This is a genomic window from Hymenobacter ginkgonis (assembly GCF_009755225.1).
GTDB classification, from domain to species: domain Bacteria; phylum Bacteroidota; class Bacteroidia; order Cytophagales; family Hymenobacteraceae; genus Hymenobacter; species Hymenobacter ginkgonis.
Map to the genome: position 1 here is coordinate 152003 of NZ_WQKZ01000004.1, position 15679 is coordinate 167681.

General features: G+C 59.3%; 13 protein-coding genes. 7 read left to right on the plus strand and 6 right to left on the minus strand.

Translation table 11 applies throughout. The features are described 5' to 3' along the window. Positions 1-38 precede the first annotated feature (38 nt). The 3 genes from trpA (at position 39) to GO988_RS16700 (ending at position 4719) form a co-directional block, all read left to right on the plus strand. Positions 39-824: a tryptophan synthase subunit alpha gene (gene trpA / locus GO988_RS16690; protein WP_157567629.1), complete on the plus strand. Its 786-nt coding sequence runs from the start codon at positions 39-41 to the stop codon at positions 822-824. Between the two features lie 154 nt (positions 825-978). After that, on the plus strand, positions 979-3438 hold the full coding sequence (locus tag GO988_RS16695; protein WP_157567630.1) for a TonB-dependent receptor: 2460 nt from the start codon (positions 979-981) through the stop codon (positions 3436-3438). A 153-nt stretch (positions 3439-3591) separates the two neighbouring features. Continuing rightward, positions 3592-4719: a PepSY-associated TM helix domain-containing protein gene (locus tag GO988_RS16700; protein WP_198172849.1), complete on the plus strand. Its 1128-nt coding sequence runs from the start codon at positions 3592-3594 to the stop codon at positions 4717-4719. 44 nt (positions 4720-4763) lie between these two features. Here the strand turns inward: GO988_RS16700 and GO988_RS16705 are convergent, their stop codons facing one another. From GO988_RS16705 to GO988_RS16725, 5 genes are all read right to left on the minus strand, one after another. After that, the gene (locus tag GO988_RS16705; RefSeq protein WP_157567632.1) at positions 4764-5159 is read right to left on the minus strand and encodes a hypothetical protein; all 396 of its coding nucleotides are present in this window, start codon (positions 5157-5159) and stop codon (positions 4764-4766) included. Between the two features lie 154 nt (positions 5160-5313). Further along, entirely contained in the window at positions 5314-5586 is a 273-nt protein-coding gene (locus tag GO988_RS16710) for a hypothetical protein (RefSeq protein ID WP_157567633.1), read from the minus strand. A gap of 69 nt (positions 5587-5655) precedes the next feature. Continuing rightward, positions 5656-8499 carry an excinuclease ABC subunit UvrA gene (gene uvrA, locus GO988_RS16715; RefSeq protein ID WP_157567634.1) on the minus strand — a complete coding sequence of 948 codons (2844 nt, stop codon included), beginning with the start codon at positions 8497-8499 and terminating at the stop codon, positions 5656-5658. Positions 8500-8577: 78 nt separating this feature from the next. Then, complete coding sequence (locus GO988_RS16720) at positions 8578-9753, minus strand: hypothetical protein (RefSeq protein ID WP_157567635.1); 1176 nt, start codon at positions 9751-9753, stop codon at positions 8578-8580. Continuing rightward, the gene (locus tag GO988_RS16725) at positions 9750-10760 is read right to left on the minus strand and encodes a DUF2157 domain-containing protein (protein WP_157567636.1); all 1011 of its coding nucleotides are present in this window, start codon (positions 10758-10760) and stop codon (positions 9750-9752) included. Before GO988_RS16725 ends, GO988_RS16720 begins: the two co-directional genes overlap by 4 nt. 123 nt (positions 10761-10883) lie before the next feature. Here GO988_RS16725 and GO988_RS16730 point away from each other — a divergent pair, with 123 nt between their 5' ends. Continuing rightward, the gene (locus tag GO988_RS16730; protein ID WP_157567638.1) at positions 10884-11528 is read left to right on the plus strand and encodes a hypothetical protein; all 645 of its coding nucleotides are present in this window, start codon (positions 10884-10886) and stop codon (positions 11526-11528) included. An 11-nt stretch (positions 11529-11539) separates the two neighbouring features. After that, positions 11540-11941, plus strand: coding sequence for a PRC-barrel domain-containing protein (locus GO988_RS16735; protein WP_157567640.1), 402 nt, complete (start codon positions 11540-11542; stop codon positions 11939-11941). Positions 11942-12069: 128 nt separating this feature from the next. Here the strand turns inward: GO988_RS16735 and hemH are convergent, their stop codons facing one another. After that, on the minus strand, positions 12070-13107 hold the full coding sequence (gene hemH / locus GO988_RS16740; RefSeq protein WP_157567642.1) for a ferrochelatase: 1038 nt from the start codon (positions 13105-13107) through the stop codon (positions 12070-12072). 214 nt (positions 13108-13321) lie between these two features. On the opposite strand from hemH, the gene era reads away from it, so the two are divergent. Beyond that, positions 13322-14218 (plus strand): GTPase Era, encoded by an 897-nt coding sequence (gene era / locus GO988_RS16745; RefSeq protein WP_317164899.1) that lies wholly within the window; start codon positions 13322-13324, stop codon positions 14216-14218. 135 nt (positions 14219-14353) lie between these two features. Continuing rightward, positions 14354-15673: a ribosome biogenesis GTPase Der gene (der, locus tag GO988_RS16750; RefSeq protein ID WP_157567646.1), complete on the plus strand. Its 1320-nt coding sequence runs from the start codon at positions 14354-14356 to the stop codon at positions 15671-15673. Positions 15674-15679 lie beyond the last annotated feature (6 nt).

Below are 15679 nucleotides of genomic sequence, written 5' to 3' on the forward strand. Positions count from 1 at the left end.
AGATGCTTCGGCATGACGGACGGTTTTCACCTTGCCTTATGAACCGCCTCACCCAACTATTTCAACGCAAAACTGCGGACGTGCTCAACGTCTATTTCACGGCTGGCTTTCCGCAGCTTCACGACACAGTACCCGTCCTGCAAGCCTTGCAAGACGCTGGCGCCGACCTTGTCGAAATCGGGATGCCGTATTCCGACCCCGTGGCCGATGGCGAGACCATTCAGCGCAGCAACCAGCAGGCGCTGGACAATGGCATGACAGTAGCTACGCTGTTCGAGCAGCTGCACGATATTCGCCAGCAAGGCATTACAGTACCCATCCTGCTTATGGGCTACCTCAACCCAGTGGTGCAGTTTGGCATTGAGCGCTTCTGCCAGCAGTGCCAGGCGGTGGGCGTCGATGGCTTGATTTTGCCCGACTTGCCACTCGAAGTGTATGAGCGCGAGTACCGACCGCTGTTTGCGCAGTATGGCCTGCAAGTGGTATTCTTGGTGACGCCCCAGACCAGCCCCGCCCGCGTGCGCCAACTCGATGCGCTAGCCGATGGCTTCATCTACCTCGTGGCCGCTGCCGGCACCACCGGCGCCCAAACCGACATGAACGCCGATGTGGACGCCTACCTCCGCCGTACCCAGGCATTAGGTTTGCGCAACCCTACCCTGGTAGGATTTGGCATCAGCGACGCGGCCAGCTTTGCAGCGGCTAGCCGCCACACCACCGGCGCCATTATCGGCAGCGCGTTTATTCGCTTGTTGCAGCAAGCGCCGGCTGATGGGCGGACGGCTGCCATTCAGGAATTTGTGCGCGGGGTGCGGCCGCACTAGTGCCGGGTTGCGGGCTGCGTTAGTGCGATTTAATGCCCTAATACCCCGACCAATGTCGATAATTTACTTAGACTTTTTCTAAATAAATTTTGACCACACCCCTCGGCGGCTGTTTCTTTGTGACTTCTTTAGATTCCGTCTAATTAAAGTTTCAATGAATAACCATCGTTACCTGCTCTTGCCGCTAGTGGTTTGTGCGGTTTCTGCTACGGCTCAGGCTCAAAGCACCGGCACCATCAGCGGCCGCGTCACCAATAGCAATGGCGGGGCCGTGGAGGCCGTGAGCGTCGGCGTAGAAGGACAAGCCAAAGGTGACATCACCGACGAGCAGGGCCGGTTTCGGATTCGGCAGTTGGCCCCGGGGCAGTACACGCTAGTAGTATCGGCGGTGGGCTTAAAAACCGAGCAGCAGACCGTGACAGTAGTAAGCGGCCAAACCGCTGCCATCAACTTTACGCTGGCCGAGAGCGCCGCCGAACTGAAGGAAGTGGTGGTGAGCGGCGCCCGCACCAACAAATTTAACCGCCGCACCAGCGTGGATGTGAGCAAAATGCCCCTCCAAAACCTCGAAAATCCGCAGGTGTACGCCACCATCGGCAAGGAGCTGCTGACCGAGCAGCTGGTGTTTTCGGTAGACGATGCAACGCGCAACGCGCCGGGCCTGCAAAAAATGTGGGAGCCCACTGGCCGCGGCGGCGACGGTGGCTCTTTCTACGCCTCGCGGGGTTTCGTGGTGTCGAGCCAGCTGCGCAACGGCGTGGCCGGCAGCGTGACTAGCACCATTGACGCCGCAAACCTGGAAAAGCTCGAAGTCATTAAGGGGCCGTCGGCCACGCTATACGGCAGCGCCCTGACCTCGTATGGCGGCCTGCTTAACCGCGTGACCAAGAAGCCCTACGAGACGTTTGGGGGCGAAGTAGCCGTGTCGGGCGGCAGCTACGCTTTCCACCGAGTAAGCGCCGATGTCAATACGCCCCTCAATAAAGCTAAAACGCTGGCTTTTCGCCTCAACACGGCCTACCAGTACGAAGACAGCTGGCAGAACGTGGGCTACGCGGGCTTTGTAAAAAACCTGGCCATCGCGCCGAGTTTGCAGTTCCGTCCCACCGACCGCCTGACCATTAACCTGGACGCTGAGGTGTACCGCGGTACCAACGTGGGCAAGCAGCTTATTTACTTCTCCTACGGCGACCCCATTAAAAACCTGGGCTTTTCGCGGGCCGACCAAGCTCCGCTCGACTACCGCCAGTCGTACCAGGGGCCGGGCCTGACGCAGGATTCGCGCAGCACCAACCTGTTTGGGCAAGTGCGCTACCGCCTCTCGCCGAGCTTTACCTCGACCACCTACCTCACCAGCAGCCGCAGCTACTCGCAGGGCTACGGACCGTATTTCTACTTGGTGTCGAACACGGCGGCTACCGTTGGCACCGCCAACCCCATTACTACGCCCGGCCTCAACTCGCTGTCGCGCAATGACCAATCGACGCAGGACAGCCACAGCCAGACGTTTGAAGTGCAGCAGCTCTTCAACGGCGACTTTCAGCTCGGCAGCCTGCGCAACCGCGTGGTGCTGGGTCTGGACTTCCTGCGCATCGACTCCAACCTCGACTACTTCGGCGGCTTTATCGACGCTGTAAAGTTGGGTGGGCCGGCCGACTCCTACCGCACCTTCAATGCCAATGCCGTGAACGCGGCTTATGCGGCCAACTCGCCCTCGCACTACCTCGTGACGACCAAGGTGAATACCTACAGCGCTTTCGCCTCGGATGTACTGAACCTCACCGACCAACTGAGCGTGCTGGCTGCCGTGCGCGTCGACCGCTATGACAATAAAGGCGGGCTGTTCTACTCTCCCGTCAATGCCTACGCTCAAACGGCTATTTCGCCCAAGTTTGGCCTGGTTTACCAGCCCGTAAAAGACCGGGTAGCGCTGTTTGCGAACTACCAAAACAGCTTCACCAACCAGAACAGCGTTTTCCTCGATGCCCAAGGCGGTTCGAACGTGACTAAGCCCGAGCGCGCCAACCAGGTTGAGGGTGGTGTGAAACTCGATGCCGCCGGCGGCCGCGTGAGCGCCACGGTAAGCTACTATGATATTCGGGTGCAAAACATCCTGCGGACTACGGGCTACAACGCCGCGGGCGTGGCGCTCGGCGTGCAGGATGGTACGCAGTGGAGCCGCGGGGCCGAACTAAACCTGACCGCCAACCCGCTGCCAGGTCTCAACATCGTGGGCGGCTTTGCCTACAACTATTCCATCTACGTGAACACCAACGACGATGTGAACGGCTACCGGCCCGCCACGGCCTCGTCGCCCTACCTGGCCAATGCCTGGGTAAGCTACCGCCAGCCCGAAGGCCCGCTCAAAGGCTTGGGCCTGGGCTTCGGCGGCAACTACGCCAGCGACAACAAGGTGGTCAACAGCAAGTCGCTGGGTTCCTTCACCCTACCCGAATATACGGTGCTCAATGCCAGCGTGTTCTACGACCTGCAACATTACCGCTTCTCGGCCAAAGTGGACAACCTCACCGACAAGCACTACTGGATAGGCTACACCACCATGAACGCGCAGAAGCTGCGCAGCATCGTCGGGCAGGTAGCGTATAAATTCTAGAAAACCAGCCTACTGAAACTGTCATGCTGCCCAACGGGAAGCATCTTGGCCGGACCGTTGCGCGGTGCGAAAAAACCAGCCAAGATGCTCCTCGCTGGTTGGCATGACAGTTTTCTGTTTGTAAGAAGTATCTTTTCCTTAGACTCTCCGCGCATGACTTTCAAAAAAGCTATCGGCAAACTGCACCTGTGGCTCGGCCTCGGCTCGGGGCTGGTAGTATTCATTGTGAGCCTGACGGGAGCCATTTTCACGTTTCAGGATGAAATTCGGGACGCTGCTCAGCCTTGGCGGCTGGTAGCCGCACCTGCCGCCGCGGTGCCCCTACCCCCCTCGCGCCTGCAAGCGGCGGTGGTAGCTAGCCACGCGGGTGCTACCCCCTCCTGGACGACCTACTACGCGCCCGACCGCTCGGCCACCGTGTACTTCTCGGATAAAGCCGGCGGCAGCTACCTGGCCTCGCTGAACCCGTATACAGGCCAGGTGCTGCACGAGCAGGATATGCGCACCGATTTTTTCACCATCGTGCAGGCTCTTCATATGTACCTGCTCATCCCTAACCCGTGGGGCGAGTGGGTGGTAGGCATTGCCGTGGCTATTTTCCTGGTAATGCTCGTGACGGGCCTCGTGCTGTGGTGGCCCAAGCGCAAGCAGGAGCGTAAGCAGCGCCTCACCATAAAATGGGGTGCCAAATGGCGCCGCCTCAACTACGACTTGCACCAGGTTTTGGGCTTCTATATTGCGGCGGGGGCGTTTATCATTGCCCTCACGGGCTTGTTCATGAGCTTCGGCTCGTGGATGCAAGCCGCCAGCCTGGTGGCCAATGCTGGCCACCACTACCCCCTCGAAGAAGCCCCACCCAAAGTGGATACCCTAGCGGCCGCAGTGGCCCCGGCTCAGCCGCTCATTGACGTGGCCTACCAACAGGTGCGCCGGCAATCGCCTACCGCCGCCATGGTGCTTGTGGGCCCGGCTACCGACCGCAAGCAGCCGCTCTACTGCCTCACTTACCAAAAGGCGTTGCACTACTACCACCGCGACGAGTATTATTTCCACCCCGTATCGGGCCAGTTACTGCGGGCCCTACCCCACGCCACTAAGAGCAACGGCAAGAAGCTCGGCGACCTTAACTACGACCTGCACACCGGCCAGATTTTGGGGCTGGGCGGCAAAATCATAGCTTTTCTGGTAAGTCTGTTGTCGGCTAGCCTGCCTGTTACGGGCACCTTGCTGTGGTGGGGCCGCCGCCACAAGCAGCCCAAACGCCAGTTGGTAACGAGCTAGCTCCTACCCCCTCGCGCCGACGCAAGCAGCTAACCATAAGCACGCTAGCGCAACGGGTACTGCTTGAACGAAACGTTGCCCATCACTTCCTTCTCGTATTTGGCCAGGCAGTTGGCGTTGAACTCAGGGCTGAAATTCTGCTCGCCCGGCTGTACCTGCGTGGGCACCGGCTGGCCCTGGCGGAAGAAGTATACCTTGGTATTGCCATACTTGGTGTAGGGCATAAAATCGCCGTACTGCCGCATAGCGCGCCACAGGGTATCGGCCACTGTCACGGCGTACACGCGCACGATGGGACCAGTATTGTTTTCGTTGCGGTAGGTGGCTACCTCCTGGAAGTTACCCGGCAAATCCCCTACCCCCGGCTGGCTCAGCGAGTCGAATACGAACCAGCCCAACAGCAGCACAATAGCACCAACCACATAGTATTTTCCCTTCATTGCACGCAGTATTTGCAGAATAACCTGCCCAGTAACAGGTTGTTCTGGAAGTCTCGGCTTAGTCATTGGTTAGGCCAGGCACTTACATTGCCAGGGTAGAACAAGTTGCTCTTGCACGGCCCAGCATGCAAGCAGTTGACCGTAAGGCCGAATGCTAGCTAGCCGTAGTCGGGTAAGGTGGCGCAGCTGGCGGGGGCAGGTTCAACTTCCGCACCGTCAGCTCATCTACTTCCAGCGTGCGAATGCGCACCTTGGCTACCGCCAGCTTGCCAATTGCTAAGCTGCCGATAGCCAAGGCACCAATCGCAACGGCCCCAACGGCCAGCGCGCCTACGGCAAGTGCTCCCAGGGCCAAAGCGCCTTTAGCATTGGGCAAGGCCGCTGGCGCAGCTAGCAGCCTTGCTTTCTTACGTTCTCTAGTTTCCATAACTGTGGCAGAGCAAGAAGAATACTACCAGAGCATACGTTGCACACACACAGCAGGTTGGGTGGGTGCTTAACTCACCTTTTCGGCCAGGAAGCGCGCCGTGTGGTTCGTATCCTTGAGCTTCACCAGCTGTTCGGGCGTACCCTCAAAGAGCAGGTGTCCGCCGTTGATGCCGCCCTCGGGGCCCAGGTCGATAAGCCAGTCGGCGCACTTAATGATGTCCATATTGTGCTCGATGATGAGCACCGAATTGCCCTGCTCGACCAGCGCATTGAGCGCGCCGAGTAGCTTGGCAATGTCGTGAAAGTGCAGGCCAGTGCTAGGTTCATCGAAGATGAACAAGATTTTGTCCTGCTGCAACGTCGCCCCCTTGGTGAGGAAGCTGGCCAGCTTCACGCGCTGGGCTTCGCCGCCGCTCAGCGTGTTGGCCGACTGCCCCAGGCGGATGTAGCCCAGGCCCACATCGAGCAGCGGGCGCAGGCGTTCGGCTACTTTGGGTTGGCCTTTGAAGAACTCCACGGCGTCCTCCACCGTCAGGTCGAGCACCTCGAAGATGTTCTTGTCTTGGAATTTGATTTCCAGAATGTCCTGCTTGAACTTGTGGCCGCCGCAGCTTTCGCAGGTCAGGTAAATGTCGGCCATGAACTGCATCTCGATTTTGACCTGGCCTTCGCCCTGGCACACCTCGCAGCGCCCACCCTCCACGTTGAACGAGAAGTGCGACGGCTTCAAGCCGCGCGCCTTGGCCAATGGCTGCTCCGAAAACAGCGTGCGAATGGTGTCGTAGGCTTTTACGTAGGTAACCGGGTTCGAGCGCGACGACTTGCCAATGGGGTTTTGGTCCACGAACTCGACGTGCGTGACTTGCCCGTTCACTCCCAGCAAGCGGTCAAACTTGCCGGTGCTTTCGCCCGCGCCACCGCCAAGCTGCTTCATTAGGGCCGGGGCCAAAATGCGCCGAATAAGCGTCGATTTACCCGACCCCGATACGCCCGTCACGACCGTCATCACGCCGAGCGGAATCTTGACGCTCACGTTCTTGAGGTTGTTTTCGCGGGCGCCGGTCAGCTCCAGCGCGTTGCGCCAGGGGCGGCGCACGGTAGGCACCGCTACCTCCATTTTACCGCTGAGGTACTGGCCCGTGTAGGTGGCAGTATCCGCTAGCAGCTCGGGGTAAGTGCCCTGAAACATGAGGTTGCCACCGCCGCTACCAGCCTCGGGGCCGATGTCGATAATCTGGTCGGCCGCCTCCATCATCTTCTCTTCGTGCTCCACCACCACCACAGTATTACCGAGTTGCTGCAACGAGCGCAGCACGCCAATTAGCTGCTCGGCATCTTTGGGGTGCAGGCCGATGCTGGGCTCGTCGAGCACATACATTGAGCCCACCAGCGCCGAGCCGAGCGACGTAGCCAGTGAAATGCGCTGGCTTTCGCCGCCGCTCAGGGTATTGCTCAAGCGGTTGAGGGTGAGGTAGCCCAGCCCTACCCTGTCTAGGTAGCCAAGGCGATTGGTGATTTCAGCCAGCAGGCGGTCGGCCACTGCCCGGTCGTGCTCGCTCAGGTTCAGGTTCTGGAAGAAGGCTAGCGCCTCGGAGATGGGCAGCAGTACCAAATCGGTGATGCTGCGGCCGTCGATTTTTACGTACTGGGCATCCTTGCGCAGGCGCGTGCCCCGGCAGTCGGGGCACACGGTGCGGCCCCGGTAGCGGCTTTGCAACACCCGGTACTGAATTTTGTGGGTCTGCTCGCCTACCCAACGGAAGTAAGCGTCGAGGCCCTCGAAGTACTTGTTGCCCGTCCAGAGTAGGCGCTGCTCGGCGGCACTCAGGTCGTTGTAGGGACGGTGAATAGGAAAGTCGAACCGGATGCCGTTTTTGAGCAGCGGCTTCAACCATTCGCCCTGTTTTTCGGTGCGCCAGGGCGCAATGGCGCCCTCATACACCGTCATGCTTTTGTCCGGAATCACCAGGTCTTCGTCGATGCCCAGCACCGAGCCGAAGCCCTCGCAGGTATGGCAAGCGCCGTAGGAGTTGTTGAAGGAGAAGAAGTTGACGCTTGGCTCCTCAAATATTTCGCCGTCCAGCTCAAATTTATCCGAGAAGGTGCGCGTCTCGTTGTCCAGCCTCACTAGGCAAGTGCCGTGGCCCTCGAAGAAGGCCGTTTGCACCGAGTCGGAGAGCCGAAATTGCAGGTCTTCATCACCGGGCTGCACGCTGGCGCGGTCGATGAGGATGAACACGTCGCCCTCTACTTCGGGCTTGCCCTCGCCAATCAGGTCTTCGATAAACGCATTCTCGCCGCCCTCCAGCACCACACGGCCGTAGCCTTTTTGCAGTAGTAAGTCCAGTTCCTTGCTCATGGGCCGGTCGGGCTCGGTGCGCAGCAGCGGGGCCAGAATGGTTACGCGGCTATCGGGGGGTAGGGAAAAAAGAAAATCGACGACATCAGCTACCGTATCCTTGCGTACCTGGTTGCCGCTAATGGGCGAAAACGTGCGGCCCACCCGCGCAAATAGCAACTTGAGGTAGTCGTAAATTTCGGTGCTGGTGCCCACCGTCGAGCGGTTATTCTTGATGCTGACCTTCTGCTCGATGGCAATGGCCGGCGAAATTCCGCGGATGTAGTCCACGTCGGGCTTGTCCATGCGGCCCAAGAACTGGCGGGCGTAGCTGCTCAGGCTTTCCACGTACATGCGCTGGCCTTCAGCGTATAGCGTATCGAAGGCTAGGCTCGACTTGCCCGAGCCTGAAAGGCCCGTGACCACGATAAACTTGTTGCGGGGTAGCGCCACGCTCAGGTTTTTGAGGTTGTGGACGCGGGCGTTTTTGATAACAATAAACTGGCGCGGGTCGAGGAGGTCGATTTCGTCGTGGGCCGGAGCGGCCACTTGCAGAGCGGAATTGTCAGACATGAATCAGGTAACGCCTAGCGGGGGGCGGAAGGTTTCGGCGCACCGACAAAGGTCGGGCAGAATGCGCCGGCGCCGGCGTTAAAACTGTCCTTCGGCCCCGCCACCGCCCGAGTGGCCACCGCCAAATTCGAAACCAGCTTCGGGGGCGGCCGGGGCGTGGGCAGTTTGGGCAATTACCAGCGACTCCAGATTGAACTGCGGGGTAGCGGCCTCATCGGCCGCGGCAGTGAGGCCATGCCGGGGCGTATGCAGGTAGCGCAACGCCGCCAGCGCGCCCGCCAGCAACACCAGCCCCCCGAGGGCAGCAGCTACTTCGGGCGGCAGCAAGGTGCGGTAGTAGCGCAGCGTGTAGATAGAAAACGCCAGCGTAAGCAGCCCCATAGTGAGCAGCAGCCGGTTGTGGCGGCGCAGGCCAAGCACGATGTACGCCACCGGAATACCAGCCGTGCAGGCATAAAACAGCGGCGCCAAAGGTATTTGCCGCGATGGGCTCCCCCCCCCTAGCAGCTCGGCATTGCCCTCGCGCACTACCAAATAATTACCGGCCAAGTAGAGCACGGCCAAGCCTAGCACCCGCAGCACCAGCTCGGCGCTGTGGTAATAAAAGTAATCGGTGCGGGCCGGTAGCCGCCGCAACGCCAGCAGCAGCGCGCCGCCCGCTGCCAGTACGCCAAACGGCAGCAGCAATCTGCCTAAATTGCTCTGCAACAGCACATTTACTAACAACTCTAGGACAACTACAAAGCAACTGGCGGCCACCAGCGGGTCGGCGTAGCGTACTAGGGCGGCGAGCAAGGCCACCAGCATCGGCAGCAGCCAGCGCCAGAGCGTGGGGCTGGCCAGCGAGCCGGAAGTAGCATTTCTGTTCACGTAGTAAACCAGAAACCCCCAGGCCAGCAATGCTACGTAGAGCAGCGCATTATCGGCCCCCGAGCGGTAATGCGCCGAGTTTTTGATAATCATCTCTAGCGCGGCTACCGCGGCCAGCAGCACCAGCAGGCCGTAGGCTAATGGGTTCAGTTTACCGTCCGTTAGTAAAAGCATAAAGCCCAGCGCACTGGCAGCGGCTAGCAGCGTGACGCTAACCAGCAGCGCCCGTATCCAATTGTTGGGGCGGTAGTACGTGGCGGGGTGCGCCGCCTCGATAGCGGCTTGTTGGGCGGGCGTGAGCAGCCCGCGCCGTTGCCAGCGGCGGGCGGCGGCGCGCAAGGCATCGCCTTGGGCCCACGCGAGGGGGTAGGCTTTGCTGCTCATGTTAGGCGAAGAACCTTTTTGATGTTAATCAGCAGCCAGGCCAACCCTATCAAACTCAAGGGGAAATAAAGTACTGCCAGCTCAAAGAAGGCGCTCGAAACGCCCACTAACTCTCCTAAAATCACGAGGGCGCTGGTGAAGGCCACGTAGCCATACCCCACAGCCAGCAGCAGAAACACATACGACTGCGTGCGGCGGGCATACCACACCAGCACCGTGCAAACGCCCAGCACCAGCAGCGCCACCAGCAAAGCGCGCCCTAGCGCAGACGGCTCCGTGCCACTACCCCCATCGAAGAGCCGCACCATAGCCGCCAGCAGCGCCACGTTGCTACCCAGCAACATATAAGTGTACCCGAAATGGGGCTTCCGGCGCAGCCGCTCCGATACTAGGCCCGCCGCCAGCAGCACTAGCCCCAGCCCCAGCCCTGCCCCACTCAGCTCGCGGGTTGGGAAGCCGGTGGTAAAGAGCGCCAAAGGTGCCACGCTTACCCCCACCCACGCGGCCAGCGCCGTAATGGCCATCGAGAGCACGCCGCGGTGGTCGAAGCGATAGGCCAGGTAAAAAAACAGCCCGGCGGGCAGCACCGTTACCAGTCCGTAGCGATTGCCAAACACGCCGTATTGCACTTGCAGGTAGCCTTCCAGCACCAGAAATAACAGGCAGCTGAGCAACAGCAAATAGTCGGCGGCGATGGACGTGCGCGGCGCCTCGCCCCAGGTGAATGCCGGCCGGTGGCGGGCCGCGTAGGCAAAGGACACCCCCATCGCCACCGTAATGGCCCCTATGATTACGCTGTGCCCAATGCTATCGATGTGCTGGTACACGAGCACCCCTACCCCACCCACCAGCAGCGTAATACCGAGGTAGAGCAGCGCCCGCAATTCGTAGTGCAGCGAGAAGGGGCGGGTGCGTTCGTCCTCGCCGATGGCCGCCGCTTGGGCGGGTGGCAGCAGGCCCTGGGCTACGAGCTCGGCCAGCAAGCGGGGGGTAGGAGAATCCGTCATGGGTGGGGGCAATCCGGGTGAAAATCCTTGTAAACATAAGCTCACCGCTACCAGCCACTAAGCTCCAACGGGCCAACTGCCAGCAGTTGCTCTTCGTATGGCTACTCACCTACCTGTTTCTCTATGGCCGAACTACGTATTCAACCTAAAAAAGCGGCTCCCAGCCCGTGGCTGCTGGTGGGCCTGGCCGTGCTGCTGCTGGCAGCAGTAGCCTACTTCTACCTCCGGCCCGACCCAGCCGACGAGGCACGTGCTACCAGCACCAGTGCCCCGGCGCCCGCCCCGGCCGATAGTCTGGCGCCCGGCAGCCCCGCCGCCGAGGCGCGCGCTACCCCCCCGCCCGCCACCGACTCGGTGGGCACCCAAGCTGCGCCTACGTCGCCGGCCGGGGCGGGCAACGCCGCTGCTACCATGCTCTTGCAGCTTAGCCCTACGCTCACGCAGCTGGCCGACCGCGCCGACCTGCGCGACGACGCGGCTATTCGGGAGCAGCGCGACAATTTTACGAGTGCTACCGCGCGCCTCGCTGAGGGCGACCCACACGCCAGCCTGCGCCCTGGTTTGGTAGCCGCCGCTAGCCTGCTGCTGGCGGTGCAGCAAAAGGCCTACCCCAACCTCGAAAGCGAAGCCAACAGCCTGGTTCAAAAGGCTGGCCTGCTTTCGGGCCGCAATGCCACGGCCGCTGAGCAAGCGCAAAACCGCGCCTACCTCGACCAGCTGGCTACGCTGCTCAACACGATGAGCTACCCAGCCGCCGATGTACTGTAAATCTGTGCTTTATGAATAGCCCCATTTTGCGCCGCCTGCGCGACCTTCCTACCTTCGAGATGGCCACCGGCGACCCCGACCCCCGCGGCTGGGCCGTGCGCGGCAGCGACGGCCAGGCCTTTGGCGTGGTGCACGAGCTGCTGGTGGACCCCGCTGCCCAGCGCGTGCTTTACCTCGATGTGCAACTCGACCCCAACCTGCCTAACGTGCCGCCCCCCGCGCCCCACACCGAAACGCGCATCTTGCTGCCCGTAGCAGCCGTGAACCTCGATACAGAAGGCAGCAACGTGTTTGTAACGGCCCTGCGCCGCGACACTATCAGCAATTACCCGCCTTTCCTGGATTTTATGCTACCCCCCGGTTTTGAGGAAGCTATGCAGCAGGCCTTAAGCCCTTCAACAGTACAGCCATAAGGTAGGCCTTCATACACCAAAACGCCTCACTGGCCCGCCGTTAGGTTGTACCCAACGAGCGTGCCAGCGAGGCGTTTTGGTGCGCAGCCCGAAGTTGTTCGGGCCTCAGAAACCTAACCTTGTTATTGCTAGCTTTTGCGCAGCATGTCGGCTACGGCCGTTACCCACTGCGGCTCCGAGTTTAGCGAGGGCACTAGCTGCCAATGCTCGCCACCGTTCTCCTCGAAAAGCTCCCGAAACTCCATCCCTACTTCGATGGTCGTTTCGAGGCAATCGGCTACGAAGGCTGGCGAAAAGGCCAGCACTTTTTTGATGCCCTTAGCGGGAAAGTCTTTGATAACCTCATCGGTATAAGGTTGCAGCCAAGGGTCGCGTAGGCGGCTTTGCAGGCGGCTCTGAAACGTGACGGTGTATTGGTCGTCGCGGAGGCCCAGGCCCTCGGCCAGCAGGCGCGACGTAGCAAAACACTGCGCCCGGTAGCAATAGCGGTTGTTTTTATTGTAGGTATTGCAGCATTTGCCAAGCTGGCAATAGCCTTTGAAACTACCCTTAAGCACGTGCCGCTCCGGAATGCCGTGGTAGCTAAACACCACGTGGTCGTAGTCGTGCTTGGCCATTTCGGCCTGGCCCCGCGCCACGAAGCTGCTGATAAAGCCCGGCTCATCCGCAAACGAGCTGATGAAGTTGATGCTTGGCACTACCCACCACTTACTCACTATGTCCATCACTTTTTCCTGCACCGAGCCCGTGCTAGCCGCCGCATACTGCGGAAACAGCGGCAGCACTACAATGCGGTCCACGGCCGCGTCGCGCAGCTCTTCGAGCGCTTGCTCGATGCTGGGCTTTTGATAGCGCATGCCAAAGGCCACTACGTAGCCGTCGCCCAGCTCTTGCTGCACCAGCTGCTTGAGGTCGAGGCCGTGGAAAAGCAGCGGCGAGCCGCGTTCAGCGTCCCAGAGCTGCTGGTAGATTTTGGCCGACTTCGGCGCGCGCAGCGGCACCACCAGCCCCTGAAAGAGGGGGTAGCGCACGGCGGCCGGCATGTCAATCACGCGGGCATCGGTGAGAAACTCGTTGAGGTAGCGGCGCACGTCGCCGGTCTGCGGCGAGTCGGGCGTTCCTAGGTTAACCAGCAATATGCCAATGCGGCGAGGGGGGGTAGGCATTATTTATACGGATTGAGGGTTAGGGGATAGTGGGTTCGTTTTTTAAGAAACCATGCTGCGGCCCTAGCCATCTGTTTTTGTTGACTGCACCTTAAACCAACAAGGCGACTTTTAGGCTTCAATTCTGGTGCAAAAAAAGCTACTAGCTAACGGCCAGCAGCTAACAGCTACAATAAGCCGTACCTTTGCGGCCTCATTTTCAAAACTATCCCGCGTGAATCCCGAACCTAAGCCTCATCGTGCCGGCTTCGTCAGCATCATCGGCAAGCCTAATGTGGGCAAGTCGACACTGATGAACGCGCTGGTAGGCGAGCGCCTGAGCATTGTCACGAGCAAAGCCCAGACTACGCGCCACCGCATCCTGGGCATTCTCAACGGCGAAGACTTTCAGCTCGTTTACTCCGATACCCCAGGTATCATCCAGCCCAAGTACGAGCTGCACAACGCCATGATGGCCTTTGTGTATTCGTCGCTGGAAGATGCCGATGTGATATTATTCGTCACCGACATCTACGAAAAGCACGACGAAGAGCCCGTAGTCGAGCGCTTGCGCAAAACCGAAGGTACGCCCATCTACGTGCTGGTCAATAAAATAGACCAGGCCGACCAGGCTGACGTCGAGGCGAAGCTCCTCTATTGGAAAGAGCAACTGCCCAACGCCACCGAGGTGCTTCCCATCTCGGCGCTCAATGCGTTTGGCACCGAGCGCGTGTTGCAACTGGCCCTCGAAAGCCTGCCCATTCACCCGCCCTACTACCCCAAAGACGAGCTTACCGACAAGCCCGAGCGCTTTTTCGCCGCTGAAATGGTGCGCGAAAAAATATTTAAACTCTATAAAAAGGAAGTGCCCTACAGCTCCGAAGTGGAGATTGAAGAGTTTAAGGAAGACGACGATATCATCCGCATTCGCGGCATTATTTACGTCGAGCGCAACAGCCAGAAGGGCATCATCATTGGCGCCAAAGGCGAGGCGCTGAAGAAAGTAGGCACTTGGGCTCGCGAGGAGATGGAAAAGTTTTTCCAGAAAAAAGTGTTCCTAGAGCTTTTTGTGAAAGTGAACGAAAACTGGCGCACTGACAGCAAGGCGCTCACCCGTTTCGGCTACCAGTAGTCTTTCAGAAAACGTCCTGCTTTGGCGAACTCAGCAGGGCAATGAGTACTTGAGTTAACCAATACGACCCTTTATAACCCTAATTACTCCGGGTACTGCTGCGCCAAGGTCGGGCCAGCGGCTGGAGCCAACTACATGAATACCATTGCAATAGTGGGCCGCCCCAACGTGGGCAAGTCCACCCTGTTCAACCGCTTGGTGGGCCGCCGCCAAGCTATCATGGACAACCAAAGCGGGGTAACCCGCGACCGCCACTATGGCTACGGCGACTGGATTGGCCACAATTTCACGGTCATCGACACGGGCGGCTACGTCCACAATTCGGAGGATATTTTCGAGAGTGAAATCAACCGCCAGGTGAAATTGGCGATTGATGAGGCCGACGTTATCCTCTTCATGGTCGATGCCGACGCTGGCTTACACGGCCTCGACGAAGAATTTGCCGAAGTACTGCGCCGCTACATTGGCAAAAAGCCTATTTATCTAGTTGCTAATAAGGCCGATACCAACTTGCGCGCGCAGGGCTCGGGTGAGTTTTATGCCCTCGGCCTCGGCGACACCGAGGTGTTTGCCATCTCTTCGCAGAATGGCTCGGGCACTGGCGAGTTGCTGGATGCCGTGGTTAGCCACTTCGATGAAGTGGGCGAAGAAGAGCCCAACGCAGGCCTACCCCGCATTGCCATCCTGGGGCGGCCCAACGTTGGTAAGTCGTCGTTTGTCAATCTGTTGCTGGGCGAAGAACGCAGCATTGTCACCGATGTAGCGGGTACTACCCGCGATTCTATCGAAGCTAAATACAGTGCCTTTGGCCACGAGTTTATGCTCGTTGATACCGCCGGCCTGCGTCGCAAAGCCCGCGTGAACGAGGATGTGGAGTTCTACTCCAACATGCGCACCCTGCGCGCCATGGAAGCCTCCGACGTGTGCGTGATTCTGCTCGATGCTAGCCGCAGTATCGAAGCCCAGGATGTAAGCATTATTGGTTTGGCCGACCGCAACCGCAAAGGCATCGTTATCTTGGTGAATAAGTGGGACTTAATTGAGGGCAAGGAGACAAACACAGCCCGCGATTTTGAGGCAAAGATTATGGAGAAAATCGCGCCTATCGCCTACCCCCCCGTTTTGTTCATATCGGTGCTCAATAAGCAACGTGTGCACAAAGCCCTCGAAGTCATCATGGAAGTGTATGCCAATAAGCGGAAGAAAATTCCGACTTCGCAGCTCAACGACGTGATGCTGAAAGAAATCGAAAAATACCCGCCGCCCATTCAGAAGGGCAAGATGGTGCGCATCAAATATGCTACGCAGCTGCCGACGCACAACCCAGTGTTTGCGTTCTTCTGCAACCTGCCACAGTACATCCCCGAGTCATACGCCCGCTACCTCGAAAACCGGATGCGCGAGCACTTCGATTTCAAGGGCGTACCTATCGGTTTAGCTTTCCGGAAAAAATAAATTTTT

Excerpts from the sequence above, each read along its gene's own strand:
- GO988_RS16710 (WP_157567633.1), bottom strand. The coding sequence starts at position 5,586 with ATGGAAACTAGAGAACGTAAGAAAGCAAGGCTGCTAGCTGCGCCAGCG.
- GO988_RS16720 (WP_157567635.1), bottom strand. The coding sequence starts at position 9,753 with ATGAGCAGCAAAGCCTACCCCCTCGCGTGGGCCCAAGGCGATGCCTTG.
- GO988_RS16730 (WP_157567638.1), top strand. The coding sequence starts at position 10,884 with ATGGCCGAACTACGTATTCAACCTAAAAAAGCGGCTCCCAGCCCGTGG.
- GO988_RS16725 (WP_157567636.1), bottom strand. The coding sequence starts at position 10,760 with ATGACGGATTCTCCTACCCCCCGCTTGCTGGCCGAGCTCGTAGCCCAG.
- GO988_RS16735 (WP_157567640.1), top strand. The coding sequence starts at position 11,540 with ATGAATAGCCCCATTTTGCGCCGCCTGCGCGACCTTCCTACCTTCGAG.
- GO988_RS16695 (WP_157567630.1), top strand. The coding sequence starts at position 979 with ATGAATAACCATCGTTACCTGCTCTTGCCGCTAGTGGTTTGTGCGGTT.
- hemH (WP_157567642.1), bottom strand. The coding sequence starts at position 13,107 with ATGCCTACCCCCCCTCGCCGCATTGGCATATTGCTGGTTAACCTAGGA.
- der (WP_157567646.1), top strand. The coding sequence starts at position 14,354 with ATGAATACCATTGCAATAGTGGGCCGCCCCAACGTGGGCAAGTCCACC.
- GO988_RS16700 (WP_198172849.1), top strand. The coding sequence starts at position 3,592 with ATGACTTTCAAAAAAGCTATCGGCAAACTGCACCTGTGGCTCGGCCTC.
- GO988_RS16705 (WP_157567632.1), bottom strand. The coding sequence starts at position 5,159 with ATGAAGGGAAAATACTATGTGGTTGGTGCTATTGTGCTGCTGTTGGGC.
- uvrA (WP_157567634.1), bottom strand. The coding sequence starts at position 8,499 with ATGTCTGACAATTCCGCTCTGCAAGTGGCCGCTCCGGCCCACGACGAA.
- trpA (WP_157567629.1), top strand. The coding sequence starts at position 39 with ATGAACCGCCTCACCCAACTATTTCAACGCAAAACTGCGGACGTGCTC.